The organism is Streptococcus sp. 2018WUSS126, from assembly GCF_044427425.1.
Lineage (GTDB): Bacteria > Bacillota > Bacilli > Lactobacillales > Streptococcaceae > Streptococcus > Streptococcus hashimotonensis.
Map to the genome: position 1 here is coordinate 1 of NZ_JAOTGB010000017.1, position 16,915 is coordinate 16,915.

Here is a 16,915-nt window from a genome sequence, read left to right on the forward strand (position 1 = left end):
GTATTTTTCTATGATGCGGAGCATTATTTTTATCTTTAAGTGCTTGCTTTAATTCTTCGACTTGTGTTTGGGTAAGTTCTTTTGTCATAATACCATTATAACGCTATTTTTGATTTTTGTTAAGTATAAACTAGTCCAGTGGACCAGTTTAGCATGGCTAAAACCAGTTACAGTTTATCACATACCAAATGGATGTGCTCTATCACATCGTTTTCAAACTAAAATATCTCAGTAAGGCGATATACTACAAGGTTCGAGAGGACTTGATACATATTATTCGTCATATACAAAGGCGTGGAAATCATTGAGGGACACATGATACCAGACCATGTTCATATGCTTGTCTTGATACCCCCAAAACTTTCGATTTCCGATTCTATGGGGTATTTGAAAAGTAAAAGTGCTCTAATGATATTTGATAAACACGCTAATTTGAAATATAAGTATGGAAATCGAAAGTTTTGGGCTAGAGGCTACTATGTTAGTACCGTCGGGCTGAACGAAAAGACAGTTGCGAAATACATTTGCGAGCAGGAGAAAAATGACATTGCACTTGATTCTTGAGTGTCAAAGAGTATGAAGATCCATTTTCAGATGGCAGTTTTAGAACGAGATAAAAGCCCGTTTTTACGGGCATTAGTCAAGTAATTATAGCACTAACCTGAACGAAGTTCAGCGAACGTCTTTAGACGTCGCTGGAGAGAAACAGCTTATAGCCGGTGTACAAGCAACCCGTTTTCACGGGTGTTTATCACTTTATCCTAATAATTGCTGCAACCATTGGCTTCCATAGATCCAAAAGAAGCTATAGGCCACAACTGAGAAAGGGCGACAAAGTAAAGTGATAATAATAAATTTCCGATAACTCATGCTTGTTAATCCAGTAATCATCACCACTATGTCAGCTGGAGAAATGGGAGAAAGCATGCAGAGAATAAAGAAAATTTCATAACTACGTTTATTATCAATTTTGCTTTCATATTTGTAAAACGTATCTTCAGACATGAAGAGGAGACAAAATTTCTTTCCATAGCGACGAGCCAACCAGAAAAGGATGATACTACCGATTGAAATTCCAAGATAATTGAGAAAGAATCCCCACCAAAAATGAAATACGAGGAAACCCACAACAGTCGTAACACCGCCTGGAATAATCGGAAATACAACTTGAATAATCTGAATAGCTAAAAAGGAGAGGCTACCTAAAGCACCTTGGCTTTTGATTAAATCGCTCAAGACATTTTGGTCGTTCAAAATGCCAATCTTATAGAGCCAAAACAGAAAAATAGCAGTCCCGATAAGGGTCAAAATACTTAATACTTGAATGGTTTTTTGCCAAAATTTATACATACTTTCATTTTACCATATTTCAAAAATTTTTTAAATTGTAAGGAAAATGTAAAATAATTTTGCTATTTATAAAAAATTCTGCTATAATAATTCCTGTATCAAATCCTACGGGGTTGTTACGGATTCGACAGGCATTATGAGGCTTGTTCTGCAACTCATCGGCAGATGTAAAAATGCCAGTTAAATATAACTGCAAAAAATACAAACACTTACGCATTAGCAGCTTAATAACCTGCCTGCGTGACCAGTCGCGAATTGCTTGTGTTTGCTGATTGGTCTTAAAATAGCAAGCTACGTTGGGATTGAGTCAGGCAGTTCCAAAAGAGATTTACTGACTCGCTTGGTCTAGGTTTGAGTTATGTATCGAGTTCAAGTTAAAGCAAGACATAACCTATGGTTGTAGACGAATAAGTTAGCAGGTGTTTGGACGTGGGTTCGACTCCCACCAGCTCCATATATGGAAGATTACTCAAGAGGCTCAAGAGGCCGTGTTGGAAACGCGGTAGGCGTGTAACAGCGTGCGTGGGTTCGAATCCCATGTCTTCCGTATGTTATTGAAGAACGACTGATAGTCGTTCTTTTTTTGTCTGTGAATGATACAACTGAAAACAAGTGAAAGTTCAGGTTTTATGGTAAAATTCTTGTTTTTCTTCAAAAATATGATATGATAGTTAACAATATACCAGACGGAGGTTGTGTCAACAGTGTTGAATGTAAATGAATTGGTCAAAACAGAGTTGCATTGTCATTTGGATGGCTCATTGTCCCTCGGAGTCATTCGACAATTGGCACAGATGGCTAAAATCACTATTCCTGCAGAAGATGAAGCATTAAGAAAATTAGTTAGTGTTCATGGAAAAGTTGATAGTTTAATGGCTTATTTAAAGTTATTTGATTTTGTTCGCCCACTCTTACAAACTGCATCAGCTTTAGAATTGGCAGCCTATGATCTTGTACGACAAGCTGCAAGAGATAAGATCATTTACATTGAGGTTCGTTTTGCACCAGAACTGTCGACGGATCAAGACTTGACTATTTTACAAGCGGTCTCAGCAGTTTTGGTTGGACTAAACAGGGGGCAGGAAGATTTTGGAGTGGTTGCTAAACTTTTGGTTTGTGGTTTAAAGCAAACGAAACCGAATCAAACGAAGGAACTTTTTTCGGCTATTGCTGATTTGGCACCAAAAGGACTTGTGGGATTTGATTTTGCAGGAAATGAAGCAGACTATCCTACGGAAGAACTTCGGGATATTATTCAATTTACTCAGTCTTTAGGTTATCCCATGACTTTCCATGCCGGAGAATGTGGATGTGTGACCAATGTGATTCAAGCTCTTGAACTTGGGATTAGAAGGATTGGTCATGGCACGGCACTTACTCGCAATCCTGAAGCTATCCAAGCTTTTGTCAATAGCAGAGCAACACTTGAAATGTGTCTAACATCGAATCTTCAAACTGGTGCAGCTGATTCGATTGAACATTTTCCATATCAAGAGCTAGTTGAGGCAGGAGCAAATATCACAATCAACACAGATAATCGTACCGTTTCTAATACTACACTTAATAGAGAATATCAGTTATTTGTAGAATATTTTGGGACTAGCAAAGCTGATTTTTATCGCTTCAATCAAAACGCTATTCAGGCAAGTTTTGCCAGCGAAGTAGAAAAGAAAGTTTTGTTGGAATTCCTAGATCAACAGTATTAAGAAAAAAGCTCTATACCGGTTGATTAGACCAGTAAGGAGCTTTTTTATTGTAGATTTAATTTCTTTGTCATAATGAAGTGGGTTCCAAAGTAGTAAGCAAAAGCTAGGATAATATTGACTAATGCTAAGACTGGACTTGGATAGAGAGAAAATGGTGTAGAATAAGCTACTCCTAGGTTACTTAGGACAAAGAAAGTGCTAAATACTCCAGTAACGATGAGAATGCCGATATAAGTCAAGATTGCAAAGAGGAAGCTATGATCCTTGAATAATTGACCGACAGATATAGAGAAGTAGATCAAAAGGATACCAGTGGTAATTTCAATTAAATAATAGACAAGCTGACTAAGTAAAACTGTCCAGTCGATAGCTTGAACAAAAGTTTGTATTTCTGGCGTAACGGCTTCCTCGCTTGCTGCTAGAATGACTGCAAGGATGATTCCAATTGAAAGTAAGCAAGTAATACCTGCCAAGACATACCAAACAATAGAGGCAAGTAGTTTGCTTAAGATGATCTGATGGCTAGATACCGGCAGGGTCATAGTGAGATAACCTTGTCGACCATAAACATTTTTTCTAAAACGATTGATGACTAGAACAAATGTTGACAAGAAGAGTGCGGCAATCAAAATACCAAAAGTCATAAAGGAGGTTCCCAATAAGACCATCTCTCCACCGCCAGGTTCAGTATTTCCAGCCTGTGTACGTAGGGCCAATGCTTGTAGCCAAAAACCAAGTACTGCTGATAGGGCTACAGCTGCAATATAAATTCCCAAATACCATTTACCTACGGATTGAAATTCGTATTTCAATAATTTTTTAAACATAGCAATCTCCTTCTAACTAAGCCTTAAAATCTTGGCGGAAGAGTTCGTCAATAGATTCTCCGCTTTCAATTCGCAAGTCATCTACATTCCCATGGCGAATAACGCTTCCGTAATGGAGGAAAATAACCTCGTCCAAAATTTGCTCAACATCTGAAATTAAGTGAGTAGAGATAATAACAGAAGCAGTCGGAGAGTAGTTGTTGACGATGGTTTTTAAAATGTAGTCTCGGGCGGCAGGATCAACACCACCGATTGGCTCATCTAAAATATACAGCTGCGCTTGACGGCTCATCACCAGAATGAGCTGGACTTTTTCCTTATTCCCCTTGGAGAGATGTTTCATACGACTGTTTAAATCAATACCCAAATCTTGTAAAAGATGGAGAGCACGCTCCTTATCAAAATCAGCGTAAAAATCTTCAAAAAATGTAATTGCTTCGAGCACTTTCATATGTTCATCAAGATAAGTGGTATCTGGGAGATAAGATACAATTGCCTTGGTTTCTGGCGATGGTGTGCGACCATTGATCAATACTTGACCATATTCTGGCTGCAACAGACCGTTGATCAATTTAATCATGGTTGTTTTACCCGAACCATTTGGTCCCAAAAGTCCTATGATTTTTCCGGCAGCTAACTTCAAATTAACATTATTTAGGGCGACAGCTCCACCATAAGATTTTGAAACTTGCTGTAGCTCAACCAAAGTATATGCGTTACTCATAAGTAACTCCTTTCAAATAATCATCTAACTGGCTAGTGAGTTCATCGTGTCTGAAGCCCAATTCTAACATATTGTTCACGAAGTTCTCTAGTTCCTTTTGGGCTAAATGTAGGCGAGTTTGTGTAATCAATTCCTGATTATCCGTTACAAAACGGCCTGTTGTGCGAACCGAGTAAACAAATCCTTCTGTTTCTAAGTCAGACAAAGCGCGCTGAACGGTATTTGGATTGACGCCAGCAATGTCGGCTAAGTCGCGAACAGTTGGAAGTTTATCTCCAGATTTTAATTGATTGGTCACAATCTGCAATTTAATAGTATTGCTGATTTGAATATAGATGGGGATGTTATTATCAAATTTCCAAGCCATAATCGTTTCCTTTCTAGGATGACACCCGTGTGTATGTCTTATATTAATAATACAATAAATCATATAAATTAGCAAGGGAAATGTTTTGAATTTTTTTAAAATATTTTTTGATGATTATTTGATATAATTTAAGAAGAAACAACAAAAGGAGAATACCATGCTAGCACAATTAGATACAAAGACAGTTTATACCTTTATGGATAGCATGGTGACGATAGAGAGTTATGTAGGCAGGGCTAAAGAGCTCGGTTATCACGCATTGGGGATAATGGATAAAAATAGTCTTTATGCAGCCTATAGTTTTATGGAATTCTGTAACAAAATGGGGCTTCAACCAATTATTGGTTGTGAACTAGACTGGAAATTACAGGGAGAGGAGCAGGACGTCACTACTCAATTGATTGCTCTGACAACCATAGGTTATCGCAATCTATTGAAAATTTCGACTGCTAAGATGACAGGGCAAGATGATTTTGAAACCATTCGTCAATATTTAGTCGACATAGCAGTGGTTGTTCCTTATTTTTCTGGCATTGAGCACCTCGATTTGGGTGTAAACTATTATATTGGAGTGACAGTTGACACACCGGTTCAAGATTTTAAGCAAGCACTCCTTCCAATCCATACTGTTCGTTTTTTTGAAGAGGAACAATTGGAAAGTCTACAGGTTCTCCATGCTATTCGAGATAATATTCCACTTAATCAGGTTTCAGATGTAGATAGTCGGCAAAAACTTTTATCGGCTGATAGCTTAACCAATCTATTTTCGAATCGGTTTCCGCAAGCAGTTGATAATTTACGTGACTTGGTTGCAGGGATTTCTTATCAATTAAATACAGATTTAAAATTGCCGCGCTTTAATCGTGACAGACCTGCAGTGGAAGAATTATACGAGCGCTCCTATCAAGGATTAGAAGAGAAGGGCTTGACTAATTCACTGTATAAGGAACGATTGGAAAAGGAATTATCCATTATTCATCAAATGGGATTTGATGATTATTTCTTGATTGTATGGGACCTACTTCGTTTTGGACGTAGCCAAGGGTACTACATGGGAATGGGGCGCGGTTCAGCTGTTGGAAGCCTAGTTGCCTACGCCTTAAATATCACAGGTATTGATCCAGTTAAGCATAATCTTCTCTTTGAACGCTTTCTCAATGCTGAACGTTATTCAATGCCCGATATTGATATTGATATTCCAGATATTCATCGAGCAGATTTTATTCGTTATGTACGAGATCGTTATGGTTCAACCCATGCTGCTCAAATTGTAACCTACTCGACATTTGGAGCTAAGCAGGCCATTCGTGATGTATTTAAGCGTTTCGGAACACCTGAATATGAGTTAAGTAATATAACCAAGAAAATTTCGTTTAGAGATAGTCTTACTTCTGCCTATCAGCGAAATGCCGCTTTTCGTCAGATTATCAATAGTAAGATAGAGTACCAAAAAGCTTTTGCGATTGCTCAACAAATTGAAGGGCAACCCCGACAGACTTCTATCCATGCAGCAGGGATAGTGATGAGTGATGAGGAATTGACAGATACCATCCCTCTTAAGATAGGGGATGACATGCTGGTAACCCAATATGATGCACATGCTGTTGAGGCGAATGGTCTGTTGAAGATGGATTTCCTTGGCTTACGAAATCTGACCTTTGTGCAAAAAATGGCAGAAGGAGTACGTGAACGTTATCAGCAGGAAATTGATATTGCCAAGATAGATTTAGAAGACAAGAAAACCTTGGAACTTTTTGCTGCTGGTCGGACTAAGGGAATTTTTCAATTTGAACAGCCTGGTGCGATTAGCCTGCTTCGAAGGGTCAAACCTGGTCGATTTGAAGATATAGTTGCAACAACGAGTTTGAATAGACCGGGGGCTAGTGATTATTCGGATAACTTTGTAAAACGCAAGCATGGACAAGAGGCAGTTGATTTGTTGGCCCCAACCATTGCTCCTATTTTACAACCGACTTATGGTATCATGCTTTATCAGGAACAAGTCATGCAGATTGCACAGGTCTATGCAGGATTTACGCTTGGAAAGGCTGATTTACTCCGTAGGGCGATGTCTAAAAAGAATGCCCAGGAAATGCAGGCAATGGAAGCGGAATTTTTACAGGGAGCACTGAAAAACGGACATGCTGAAGAGAATGCAAGGGAAATATTTGGCATGATGGCTAAGTTCGCTGGTTATGGTTTTAACCGTAGCCACGCCTATGCTTATTCAGCCTTAGCCTTTCAAATGGCCTATTTCAAGAGTCACTATACGGATGTCTTTTTTGATGTCATGCTCAATCATTCTAGCAGTGCTTATATTGAAGATGCGATGCAGTTTGACTTTGAGGTAGCTCAACTCACGATTAACAATATTCCTTATCACGATAAGTTTGATAAAAGTAAGGTTTACCTAGGATTAAAAACACTAAAAGGTTTGCCTAAAGATTTAGCTCTATGGATATTGGATCATCGTCCCTATAAGTCTGTAGAAGATTTTATTTTGCGCTTGCCAGATAATTTCAAGAAAAAAGATTTACTGATCCCTCTTATTCAGATTGGTTTATTTGATGATTTTGACGCCAATCGTAAAAAGATTATTGAAAATCTAGACAATCTCTTTGTCTTTGCAGAGGCGATTGGTACATTTTTTGCAGAGGAGAGTTATAGTTGGACAGATGTAGAAGATTACAGTGACAGCGAAAAATTTATGCTAGAGCAGGAATTGCTAGGTGTCGGTATTAGTCCGCATCCTTTAGCCAATATTTGTCGAGAATCTAAGCGTAGTTTTACAGATTTGGCTGATTTAGCGGTTGGCAATCGAGCAACCGTTCTTGTGCAGATTCAAGCTATTCGATTGATTCGTACCAAAAAGACTGGGGAGCAGATGGCATTTCTTCGAGTGACAGATACCAAGAGGACACTTGACGTGACTCTTTTCCCAGAATCTTATCGCCAATACGCTTCTATTTTGGAAGAAGGGGGAATGGGCTACATCACAGGTAGAGTGCAAGAGCGTGATGGACAGTTGCAATTAGTTCTAGAAAAATTAGAGCCTGTCAGTTTGGAGAAATTTTGGATTCTTTTGGAAAATCGAGAACACGATTATGCCGTTGCTCGTATTTTGGATAAATACAGAGGAAGCATTCCAGTAGTACTTCATTATCAAGATAGTAATCAGACAATTCAGGCTGGGCACCACATGGTTATGAAAACGCCTCAATTAGAAGAAGAGTTAAGTGAATTTGTTATGAAAACGATTTTTCGATAAAAAAATAGCAAAAAGTCAAGCAAGTTTAGGTTAAGTATGTTATAATAGGGCAGTTAAAATGAAAAGTTAAAGGAGCATTAACGAATGAAACGTATTGCTGTTTTGACCAGTGGTGGTGACGCCCCTGGTATGAATGCTGCTATTCGTGCAGTTGTTCGTCAAGCAATTTCAGAAGGAATGGAAGTTTATGGAATCAACGAAGGTTACGCAGGTATGGTTGCGGGTGATATCCATGAATTGTCTGCACGTTCTGTAGGTGATATTATTTCACGTGGAGGAACATTCCTTGGTTCAGCTCGTTATCCAGAATTTGCCAAATTAGAAGGGCAACTTAAAGGGATTGAGCAATTGAAAAAACATGGTATTGAAGGTGTAGTTGTTATCGGTGGTGACGGTTCTTACCACGGAGCAATGCGCTTGACGGAGCATGGTTTCCCAGCTATTGGTGTACCTGGTACCATTGACAACGACATCGTGGGGACAGATTTTACAATCGGTTTTGACACAGCTGTAACAACTGCTATGGATGCGATTGATAAGATTCGCGATACTTCATCAAGTCACCGTCGTACTTTCGTCATTGAAGTAATGGGACGTCATGCAGGTGATATCGCTCTTTGGGCTGGTATTGCTTCTGGTGCAGATGTTATTGTTGTTCCAGAAGAAGACTTCAATATCAACGATGTTGTTGACCGTATTAAAGCGGGTTACGATAAAGGTAAGAAACATAGCATCATTGTCTTGGCCGAAGGTGTTATGCCAGCGGCACAGTTTGCTGAAGAATTGAAAGCAGCAGGCGATACAAGTGATCTTCGTGTGACAGAACTTGGTCATATCCAACGTGGTGGTTCTCCAACAGCGCGTGATCGTGTACTTGCTTCTCGTATGGGAGCTCATGCCGTTAAATTGCTTAAAGAAGGCCGTGGTGGTCTTGCGGTAGGTATCCGTAACGAGCAAATGGTTGAAAATCCAATTCTTGGAACTGCAGAAGAAGGTGCCTTGTTTAGCTTGACTACTGATGGCAAGATTGTAGTTAATAATCCACATAAAGCAGATTTGGAGTTGGCTGATTTGAACCGTAACTTGTCAATCTAGGTATCATTGTTTAAAAGTGTTAATTAAGGGTCATATGACCATTGAAATAAAAGGAGTTTTGTTAAGATGAACAAACGTGTTAAAATTGTTGCAACCCTTGGTCCAGCGGTAGAAATCCGCGGTGGTAAAAAATTCGGTGACGATGGTTACTGGGGTGAAAAATTGGATGTTGAGTCATCAGCACAGAAAATTGCTGCTTTGATTACAGAAGGTGCCAATGTTTTCCGTTTCAACTTCTCACACGGTGACCACCAAGAGCAAGGTGATCGTATGGCAACAGTTCGTCGTGCAGAAGAAATCGCTGGTAAAAAAGTAGGTTTCTTGTTGGATACAAAAGGTCCAGAAATCCGTACAGAATTGTTTGAAGATGATGCAAAAGAATACGCATATACAACTGGTGACAAATTGCGTGTTGCTACAAAACAAGGTATCAAATCTACAAAAGAAGTGATTGCCCTGAACGTAGCAGGTGGTTTGGATGTCTTTGATGATGTTGAAGTTGGTAAGCAAATCCTTGTTGATGATGGCAAACTTGGTTTGACAGTTGTTGAAAAAGATGCAGTAAACCGTGAATTTGTTGTTTTGGTTGAAAACGACGGTGTAATTGCTAAACAAAAAGGTGTAAACATCCCTTACACAAAAATTCCTTTCCCAGCTCTTGCAGAGCGTGATAATGCAGATATCCGCTTCGGTCTTGAGCAAGGTTTGAACTTTATTGCTATCTCATTTGTACGTACTGCAAAAGACGTAGAAGTTGTTCGTAACATCTGTAAAGAAACTGGTAACGATCACGTTCAATTGTTTGCGAAAATCGAAAACCAACAAGGTATCGACAACATCGACGAAATCATCGAAGCAGCAGATGGTATCATGATTGCTCGTGGTGACATGGGTATCGAAGTACCATTTGAAATGGTTCCAGTTTACCAAAAAATGATTATCACTAAAGTGAATGCAGCTGGTAAAGCAGTTATCACAGCAACAAACATGTTGGAAACAATGACTGAAAAACCACGTGCAACTCGTTCAGAAGTATCAGACGTATTCAACGCAGTTATCGATGGTACTGACGCAACAATGCTTTCAGGAGAGTCTGCAAACGGTAAATATCCAGTAGAATCAGTTCGTACAATGGCAACTATCGCTAAAAACGCACAGACTCTTCTTAATGAATATGGTCGTTTGAACTCTGATCAGTTTAATCGTGCCTCTAAAACAGAAGTTATTGCTTCTGCAGTAAAAGACGCATGTCACTCAATGGACATCAAACTAGTTGTAACAGTTACAGAAACAGGTTACTCAGCTCGTTCGATCTCTAAATACCGTCCAGATGCGGACATCTTGGCAGTAACATTTACTGAGAAAGTACAAAAATCATTGATGCTTAACTGGGGTGTTATTCCAATTGTAACAAAACGTCCAGATTCAACTGACGATATGTTTGATTTGGCTGAACGTATTGCCAAAGAGCAAGGTCTTGTTGAAGCAGGAGATGATATTATTATCGTTGCTGGTGTGCCTGTAGGTGTTGCAGGTTCAACAAACACTATGCGTGTTCGTACAGTAAAATAATAAAAAGGTCCGCTTGGACCTTTTTATAATAATTAGAGAATAAGTTAAATACGTGCTGTTATAGATTTTTTGTCTCTAAATGATTTTGGGGTGTTGATATAAAAAATAAATAAGAGTAAGAATAACTTGTTCAAAGAATATAAATATAAATGGAGGAAAGATGAGAATTCAAGAACGATTTTCTTTAAGAAAGTCAGCAGTTGGATTGGTTTCTGTATCTTTACTATGTACTGCAATCTATGCACCGACTGTTGTTGCTGACACAGTTACTACAAGAGAAAATCTAACGATTGAGGAATTACAAGAAAAAGAAGAGGCGTCTACTGAATCAGAAAAATTAGGCTCTTTAGATGATTCTAGCTCTGAAATTGTAGAGAAAGTAGTAGATAACATCCCATCATCTATTGGTGCTGAACGAGAAGGTGCGGTAGAGATGAAATCGGACAATGGGGACGAGAATGCAGTTTCTAGAGACGACACAGAAGTTACGACAAATGAGCAAAATCAGATAGAGGTTGCTGAGACAAAAGAAATTTTGAATCAGACCAGTTATAAAACGGAGAGTGGCGAGCAACGACAAATTATATGGGCTCATGGAATTACTCCTCCTGCAATGGAACAAAGCGGTGGTTTTGTAAAGGAGAAGTATGGAGACTATTTAAACTATACAGCACCGTTTGAGGCTGGAAAAGGCTACTATGATACCAATAAAAGTCTAAATGCTTCATTTATTGACCTTAATCTTTGTTTTGCAGCTGTGTCTTCAAACATGGTACATTGGTGGTTGGAACAGAATAGTTCCTATGTTGAGCGATATCTCAAAGAAAAAAAGGGTACAGTAAATGTTGAAGAAAACTACGCAATAACGGACTTACGGCGCTATATTAATTCATTCCAAAATCAACAAAATAGTCGAGTTTTTGATATGTTCAAAACTTACTATGGTTATCGTACAAATGGTTTTGTGTCAGATGCCTTAGTTGACTTGTTTATTAACGGATATAAACCTAAGGCACAGGGCGGTGTCAATCTGGAAGATAGCCAGTTAGTACCAGATAGTAGGGGTGGCTTTTTCTACGACGTTTTCAAAGAGAAAAAACTGACAAATCGTATTTTCAGTGGTAGCTATGAGCGTTTTGGTGAGGATGTTCGAACTGTTTTGGAGAGCAAAGGATTACTCGGCTTAACTTATAGAACATTAGGTTATGCAACGCATATTGTGACGGTATGGGGTGCTGAGTACGACAATCAAGGTAAGATTAAGGCTGTTTATATCACAGATTCTGATGATCAACAAGAACAAATCGGTTTGAAGCGTATGGGAATTACTCGTGATGCTTCCGGAAATCCACGTTTGAATAATCATATGAAAAATAATTCAGCTGGAGCGCTTTTGGATTATGTCCATACAATCCGTCTGGGTCAAGACTTATGGGAAGAATATTTCAATCCGCTTGCAAAAGCCAAAGAAACAGCTAGTCAGACATTAGCCGATACAAAGAAGGCGTTGACTTTGTTTATTCAAGGACAATCTGAATTGCCAGAATCAATGCGGCTGATTTATCTTGAAAAACTAAATAATCTCTATAATCAAGGAATTCTATCTATTCAAAAGGCAGAAAGTTCTGAGACGCTAAGTGGTGCATTGGAAAATGGTTTAAATAGTTTAAAGAGTTTAGATTTTCCTATTTCAGAAGTTGGAAATGCTTTGGCACCAGATTTACCAGTAGGTAATCGTTCAACGGTTTCAGATGTTGATTCTCTATCATCTCAAGAAACAAGTTCCACAAATTTGGAAGCAGACACAGAGAATGCAGGTATTATTGCAGATGGTACCGATCAATTGCATTTTCCAGTGGAGGCCCAAACGACATCTTCTGTAGAGGCTGAGGGAGATAATGTTTTTGCACAAGAGGCAGATACATTACCAATAATTATTGAAAACAAGGATGAATTTGGTTCAGAACTATCAGGAAACATGCAAACGTCAGAAACGGATTCGCTAGTAGTAGCTGTTGAAGAAGATGTAAAAAATGATGAGATAGACCAAGTTGAAGAGCTTCTTGAGTCAGAAAAAGTTGAAAATCAGAATTCGGAACTTCTGTCAGACACCCTAATCGTAGGGGGTGCAAATGACAAAGAAGAAGATAGAGTGGAGGCGGTTGTTTCTGAACAACCAGACTCAATACTACATCAAAATGTAGAAATCTCTCTTGTAGAACCAACGAATGTCGAAACTGAATCTGTGGTCACTCCTATTAATGATGTAGCTACTCCTCATGGTTCCCCGACGTATATAGATAATTCCGTAACTGAATCTGTAGCTACTCCACTTGAAAAAGACTCCATTCAAGCCGGAGAGACAGAAAATGCAGAATCAACCTCGAGCGAATCAACTAGTGTCGAAGCTGAACTTGTCGACAATTCTGAAATTCATTCAGCTACCTCTTCAGTTACTCCCCGTGGTTCCTCGGCATATGCAGATAGTTCCACAACTGAATCTGTAGCCACTCCGCTTGAAAAAGACTCCATTCAGGCTGGAGAGACAGAAAATGCGGAACAAGCTTTGAGCGAACCAACGAATGCCGAAACTGAATCTGTAGCTACTCCGCTTGAAAAAGACTCCATTCAGGCTGGAGAGACAGAAAATGTGGAACAAACTTTGAGCGAACCAACGAATGTCGAAACTGTATCTGTAAACAAACCTGAAATTCATGCAGCTACCTCTCTAACTGCTGTTTCATCAGTTAATCTGGATAATCCAGTGATTGAACCAGTAGCTATCCCCCTTATCGGTTCTAAGAGAGACACGAATGCAGAAGTGGAAGTTTCTTCGTTATCGAAAAGAGAGGTTAGAAAACCAAATACTGAAGGGCCAAGCTCTGTTCAATCAAAAATTCTTAAGAAAGAATTGCTAGAATCAAGCTTAGCAGAAGCAGGGGCTCCATTGCTAGAAGCCACTATCGCTCAGTCTTCAAACTCAAATAGTACTGAGATAGGTATGAGCTATCAGAATACTGTGTTATTAGTGACTAATAATACAGAGCGTCAAGCGTCTAAATCAGAAATTGTTATGGAACACAAGGAGACAGAGTTAGTTGAAACGGTTTCATCTGCTTCTGAGCCTGTAGTGCTCGTAGAAAATAGCTCACAAACCTCAAATAATACTATTGAATCTGGTAAGAATATGGGAGTTCAATCTCAAGCAGGTGCAAAACAAATTTTAGGCGTAGAACAATCTTTGAAAGTAAGTATACCTACTTCAAGACAGATTATGGGAGTCGGTCTATTGACTCTTGTTCTTGGTAGTGCTTTAGGTTTGTTAAAGAAAAGACGTAAGTAAAAGAAATATTTTCAACGAATTAGGTTTTTAAGTGAATCAGTTCCTATAGTTGCTATAACATGCTATAGATAATTCTTTAATAGTTTGAGACTAGAATGGTAGTATTCTAGATAGAAATAAGCAACGAGGTTCCCCCCGTTGCTTATTGTATTGGTTGGATAACAACTAGTCTTAGTATCTACATTTAAAGGGTTAGTAGAATCTAAACTTATTGTATCTTATTTTTTGAGAATATATCTATTTGGAGAATATGGTGTACGGTCAAAGTTTGTTTCTTGATTGAGAATTTCTTTAGCAATTTGCCAACCGATAATTGGGCCATTTGTCAGGCCGGTAGAGCCTAGACCACTAGCTACCCAGACATTAGGCATATCCTCAATATTTCCGTAGAATGGTGAATAAGTTGAAGTATAGGCGCGCGTTCCAATGCGAGTTCTGGCTACAGGATAGTTTGCCAAATCAGGCATGAATTCGGCTATTTTATCATGCATGGCTTGGATTTTTTCAGGGTCTAGTTCTAAATCGTACCCCATATCATCTTCATGAGTTGCACCAATAATGATTTTTCCATTTTCAAATGGTAGGATGTCAATCTCTCCGTAAGGCATACAAACTGGCCAATTATCAGTATCGAATTCTGTATCTAATTCTAACAATTGTCCTTTTTGTGGTCGAACATCCACTTGATAACCAAGAGGTTCAAGAATATGTGGCAACCAGGCCCCTGTGGCTAAGATAATATGGTCAGCAGTAAGCACTTGATTATCTACTTCGACAGTATGGTTGTCAAGCAGTTTTGCTTGTCCGTAGATACGTGTACCACCATTTTTCAAAAATTGTTCCTGAAGAATATCAATCAAACGCCCACCATCAATACGACCGCCACCTTCTAAATGGATACCCAAATAGTCTGGTTTAAGTAGTGGCAGGTACTGGTTAATTTCGGAGCCTACAAGCGGAGTAATTTCGCCAATAGTCGGAGTATCTACGCGACGTTCCTCGGCAATTTTTTGGATTTTATCAAGTAGTTCAGGCTTACTTTTTAGGCCGATGGTTCCAGTCTGTTTGAATGGAATTTCAGTAGCACCCGATTTTTCCAAATCGGCTACCAATTGACGGTAGAAAACAGCACCATCGGAAGTCAGCTTGTACCAGTCTTTATTTTTTTTCTGAGCCATCCATGGGCAGATGATACCTGCGGCAGCTCGTGTGGCTGTTCCAATACCTGAATCAATGAGAGTAAGATTGACTTGTTCTTCTTGGGAGAGATAAAAGGCTGCAGTAGAGCCGACAATTCCTCCGCCTATAATAATAACTTGTTTTTTCATAAGTTAATTATATCACAAATTCAGAAGTTTATTTATTTTTTTCAACATGATACAATAGAAAATAAGAAAAATTGAGGAGTTCGTGTGTCAGATATAATGTATCCTGAGGTCCTAACCGTTGGAAGTGGGGCCGTAAAAGTTGCAACAGTCGGAGATAGTTTGACTTATGGATATGGCTTGGAGAATCGTGAAAAAGATGCCTATCCTTGTATTCTAGCTGAGAAACTTGGGTATCACTATCAAGTTTCAAATTACGGATTGAGTGGGCGTTCACTTCAGTCAACTGCAGATTTTCCTTACTTTAAAGACAAGAATGCCCAACTTTCACTTGAGAGTGAAGCAGATATTGTCATCATCATGATTGGTAGTAACGACAGCCGAGGACCATATTGGAATCGGGAGAGATTTATTCGAGAGTATAGGGAAATGGCAGAGCAGTATATGGCTTTACCAAGCCAGCCGGATGTTTATTTAGTCATCCCGCCTTACGTACCAACCAGTCGTTTTGGATTGAATAATCAAATTATTGAAGATGAATTACAAAAGATTATCCCAGCTATCGGAAATGAACTTGGTTTACCAGTTATTAACCTTTACACTGTGACGGAGGGACATCTTGAATACTATAGCGATGGTCTTCATTTGACACCGCTAGGAAATCAAGTTATCGCTGAAGAGATTTACCAGCATCTCAGACACTAATAGCTCTAAATTGTGGTATAATACTAGTGAAATGGAGAGATTATGGTAAAAAGAGATTTAATAAAACAAATCAGTTTATTGGTCTTATTGATTTTTGGAATCATTGGCCTACGATTTTGGTTACTTGAGCCAGTCACGATTACCCCTGAGATGGCAAATAGTTATTTGAAGGAAAACGACTTTATCATGACGGTGCGAAATGTCCGCCCGATTCATGGAGATTTTATTTTGTATAACCATGAGGGAAAAGAGTATGTGAGTCGTGTGATTGCATTGGAAAATGAGACGGTTACCTATATGGACGATGTTCTCTATCGTAATGATATTATTGTTACAGAGAACTATTTAAAAACGCCTCATTCACAAGAAAGTTATACAGATGACTTTACATTGGAAACCTTGACAAATGGAAAGTACAACGTCATTCCAGAGGGGCACTATTTGGTGTTGAATGATGTACGAACGAATCAACAGGATAGTCGTAGTTTTGGTTTGATTTCTAGTGAGGATATTGTTGGTAGACTGACTTTTCGGATTAGTCCACTTTCAGAATTTGGTTTTATTAAGACAGGGCTGGTTCAGTAGAATCAGCTTTTTTATTGTGTTGATACTCTTCGAAAATCAAAATTATCT

General features: G+C 38.9%; 12 protein-coding genes, 1 tRNA gene, 1 other RNA gene and 1 pseudogene. 10 read left to right on the plus strand and 5 right to left on the minus strand.

Annotated features, from left to right (window positions below):
* Positions 1–153 precede the first annotated feature (153 nt).
* Positions 154–617 (plus strand): annotated as a pseudogene (gene tnpA / locus ODU34_RS07300) (IS200/IS605 family transposase).
* Between the two features lie 139 nt (positions 618–756).
* Here the strand turns inward: tnpA and ODU34_RS07305 are convergent.
* Positions 757–1,350: a TVP38/TMEM64 family protein gene (locus ODU34_RS07305; protein WP_024385388.1), complete on the minus strand. Its 594-nt coding sequence runs from the start codon at positions 1,348–1,350 to the stop codon at positions 757–759.
* Positions 1,351–1,459: 109 nt separating this feature from the next.
* Here ODU34_RS07305 and ssrA point away from each other — a divergent pair.
* From ssrA to add, 3 genes are all read left to right on the plus strand, one after another.
* Positions 1,460–1,807, plus strand: a transfer-messenger RNA (tmRNA) gene (ssrA, locus tag ODU34_RS07310).
* A gap of 2 nt (positions 1,808–1,809) precedes the next feature.
* Positions 1,810–1,897: transfer RNA gene (locus ODU34_RS07315), tRNA-Ser, on the plus strand.
* Positions 1,898–2,054: 157 nt separating this feature from the next.
* Positions 2,055–3,056 carry an adenosine deaminase gene (gene add, locus ODU34_RS07320; RefSeq protein ID WP_192874233.1) on the plus strand — a complete coding sequence of 334 codons (1,002 nt, stop codon included), beginning with the start codon at positions 2,055–2,057 and terminating at the stop codon, positions 3,054–3,056.
* Between the two features lie 44 nt (positions 3,057–3,100).
* Here the strand turns inward: add and ODU34_RS07325 are convergent, their stop codons facing one another.
* Genes ODU34_RS07325 through ODU34_RS07335 form a run of 3 tightly spaced genes read right to left on the minus strand, consistent with a single transcriptional unit; the run spans position 3,101 to position 4,974 of the window.
* A complete protein-coding gene (locus tag ODU34_RS07325; RefSeq protein WP_105179092.1) occupies positions 3,101–3,883 on the minus strand; it encodes an ABC transporter permease in 783 nt (260 codons plus the stop codon).
* 16 nt (positions 3,884–3,899) lie between these two features.
* Positions 3,900–4,607: an ABC transporter ATP-binding protein gene (locus tag ODU34_RS07330; RefSeq protein ID WP_398578432.1), complete on the minus strand. Its 708-nt coding sequence runs from the start codon at positions 4,605–4,607 to the stop codon at positions 3,900–3,902.
* Positions 4,600–4,974, minus strand: coding sequence for a GntR family transcriptional regulator (locus ODU34_RS07335; RefSeq protein WP_002935537.1), 375 nt, complete (start codon positions 4,972–4,974; stop codon positions 4,600–4,602). The genes ODU34_RS07330 and ODU34_RS07335 overlap by 8 nt, the downstream gene beginning before the upstream one ends.
* A 157-nt stretch (positions 4,975–5,131) precedes the next feature.
* On the opposite strand from ODU34_RS07335, the gene ODU34_RS07340 reads away from it, so the two are divergent.
* The 4 genes from ODU34_RS07340 to ide-Ssuis all read left to right on the plus strand — a co-directional run bounded on the left by ODU34_RS07340 (position 5,132) and on the right by ide-Ssuis (position 14,252).
* Entirely contained in the window at positions 5,132–8,242 is a 3,111-nt protein-coding gene (locus ODU34_RS07340; RefSeq protein ID WP_205015092.1) for a DNA polymerase III subunit alpha, read from the plus strand.
* 84 nt (positions 8,243–8,326) lie between these two features.
* The gene (gene pfkA / locus ODU34_RS07345) at positions 8,327–9,337 is read left to right on the plus strand and encodes a 6-phosphofructokinase (RefSeq protein WP_024381452.1); all 1,011 of its coding nucleotides are present in this window, start codon (positions 8,327–8,329) and stop codon (positions 9,335–9,337) included.
* A 66-nt stretch (positions 9,338–9,403) separates the two neighbouring features.
* Entirely contained in the window at positions 9,404–10,909 is a 1,506-nt protein-coding gene (gene pyk, locus ODU34_RS07350) for a pyruvate kinase (protein WP_044754844.1), read from the plus strand.
* A 160-nt stretch (positions 10,910–11,069) separates the two neighbouring features.
* Complete coding sequence (gene ide-Ssuis, locus ODU34_RS07355) at positions 11,070–14,252, plus strand: host-specific IgM cysteine endopeptidase Ide-Ssuis (protein WP_398578433.1); 3,183 nt, start codon at positions 11,070–11,072, stop codon at positions 14,250–14,252.
* A gap of 218 nt (positions 14,253–14,470) precedes the next feature.
* On the opposite strand, the gene ODU34_RS07360 is transcribed toward ide-Ssuis, so the two are convergent.
* Positions 14,471–15,580 (minus strand): FAD-binding oxidoreductase, encoded by a 1,110-nt coding sequence (locus ODU34_RS07360; RefSeq protein WP_105179088.1) that lies wholly within the window; start codon positions 15,578–15,580, stop codon positions 14,471–14,473.
* 84 nt (positions 15,581–15,664) lie between these two features.
* On the opposite strand from ODU34_RS07360, the gene ODU34_RS07365 reads away from it, so the two are divergent.
* Together ODU34_RS07365 and lepB are read left to right on the plus strand one after the other, a co-directional pair.
* Positions 15,665–16,282: a GDSL-type esterase/lipase family protein gene (locus tag ODU34_RS07365; protein WP_205015094.1), complete on the plus strand. Its 618-nt coding sequence runs from the start codon at positions 15,665–15,667 to the stop codon at positions 16,280–16,282.
* Positions 16,283–16,324: 42 nt separating this feature from the next.
* On the plus strand, positions 16,325–16,867 hold the full coding sequence (gene lepB, locus ODU34_RS07370) for a signal peptidase I (RefSeq protein WP_024401810.1): 543 nt from the start codon (positions 16,325–16,327) through the stop codon (positions 16,865–16,867).
* Positions 16,868–16,915: the final 48 nt, after the last annotated feature.

Coding starts and splice junctions, on each gene's coding strand:
- ODU34_RS07305 (WP_024385388.1), bottom strand. CDS start 1,350: ATGTATAAATTTTGGCAAAAAACCATTCAAGTATTAAGTATTTTGACC.
- lepB (WP_024401810.1), top strand. CDS start 16,325: ATGGTAAAAAGAGATTTAATAAAACAAATCAGTTTATTGGTCTTATTG.
- ODU34_RS07340 (WP_205015092.1), top strand. CDS start 5,132: ATGCTAGCACAATTAGATACAAAGACAGTTTATACCTTTATGGATAGC.
- ide-Ssuis (WP_398578433.1), top strand. CDS start 11,070: ATGAGAATTCAAGAACGATTTTCTTTAAGAAAGTCAGCAGTTGGATTG.
- ODU34_RS07360 (WP_105179088.1), bottom strand. CDS start 15,580: ATGAAAAAACAAGTTATTATTATAGGCGGAGGAATTGTCGGCTCTACT.
- pfkA (WP_024381452.1), top strand. CDS start 8,327: ATGAAACGTATTGCTGTTTTGACCAGTGGTGGTGACGCCCCTGGTATG.
- ODU34_RS07335 (WP_002935537.1), bottom strand. CDS start 4,974: ATGGCTTGGAAATTTGATAATAACATCCCCATCTATATTCAAATCAGC.
- ODU34_RS07330 (WP_398578432.1), bottom strand. CDS start 4,607: ATGAGTAACGCATATACTTTGGTTGAGCTACAGCAAGTTTCAAAATCT.
- ODU34_RS07325 (WP_105179092.1), bottom strand. CDS start 3,883: ATGTTTAAAAAATTATTGAAATACGAATTTCAATCCGTAGGTAAATGG.
- pyk (WP_044754844.1), top strand. CDS start 9,404: ATGAACAAACGTGTTAAAATTGTTGCAACCCTTGGTCCAGCGGTAGAA.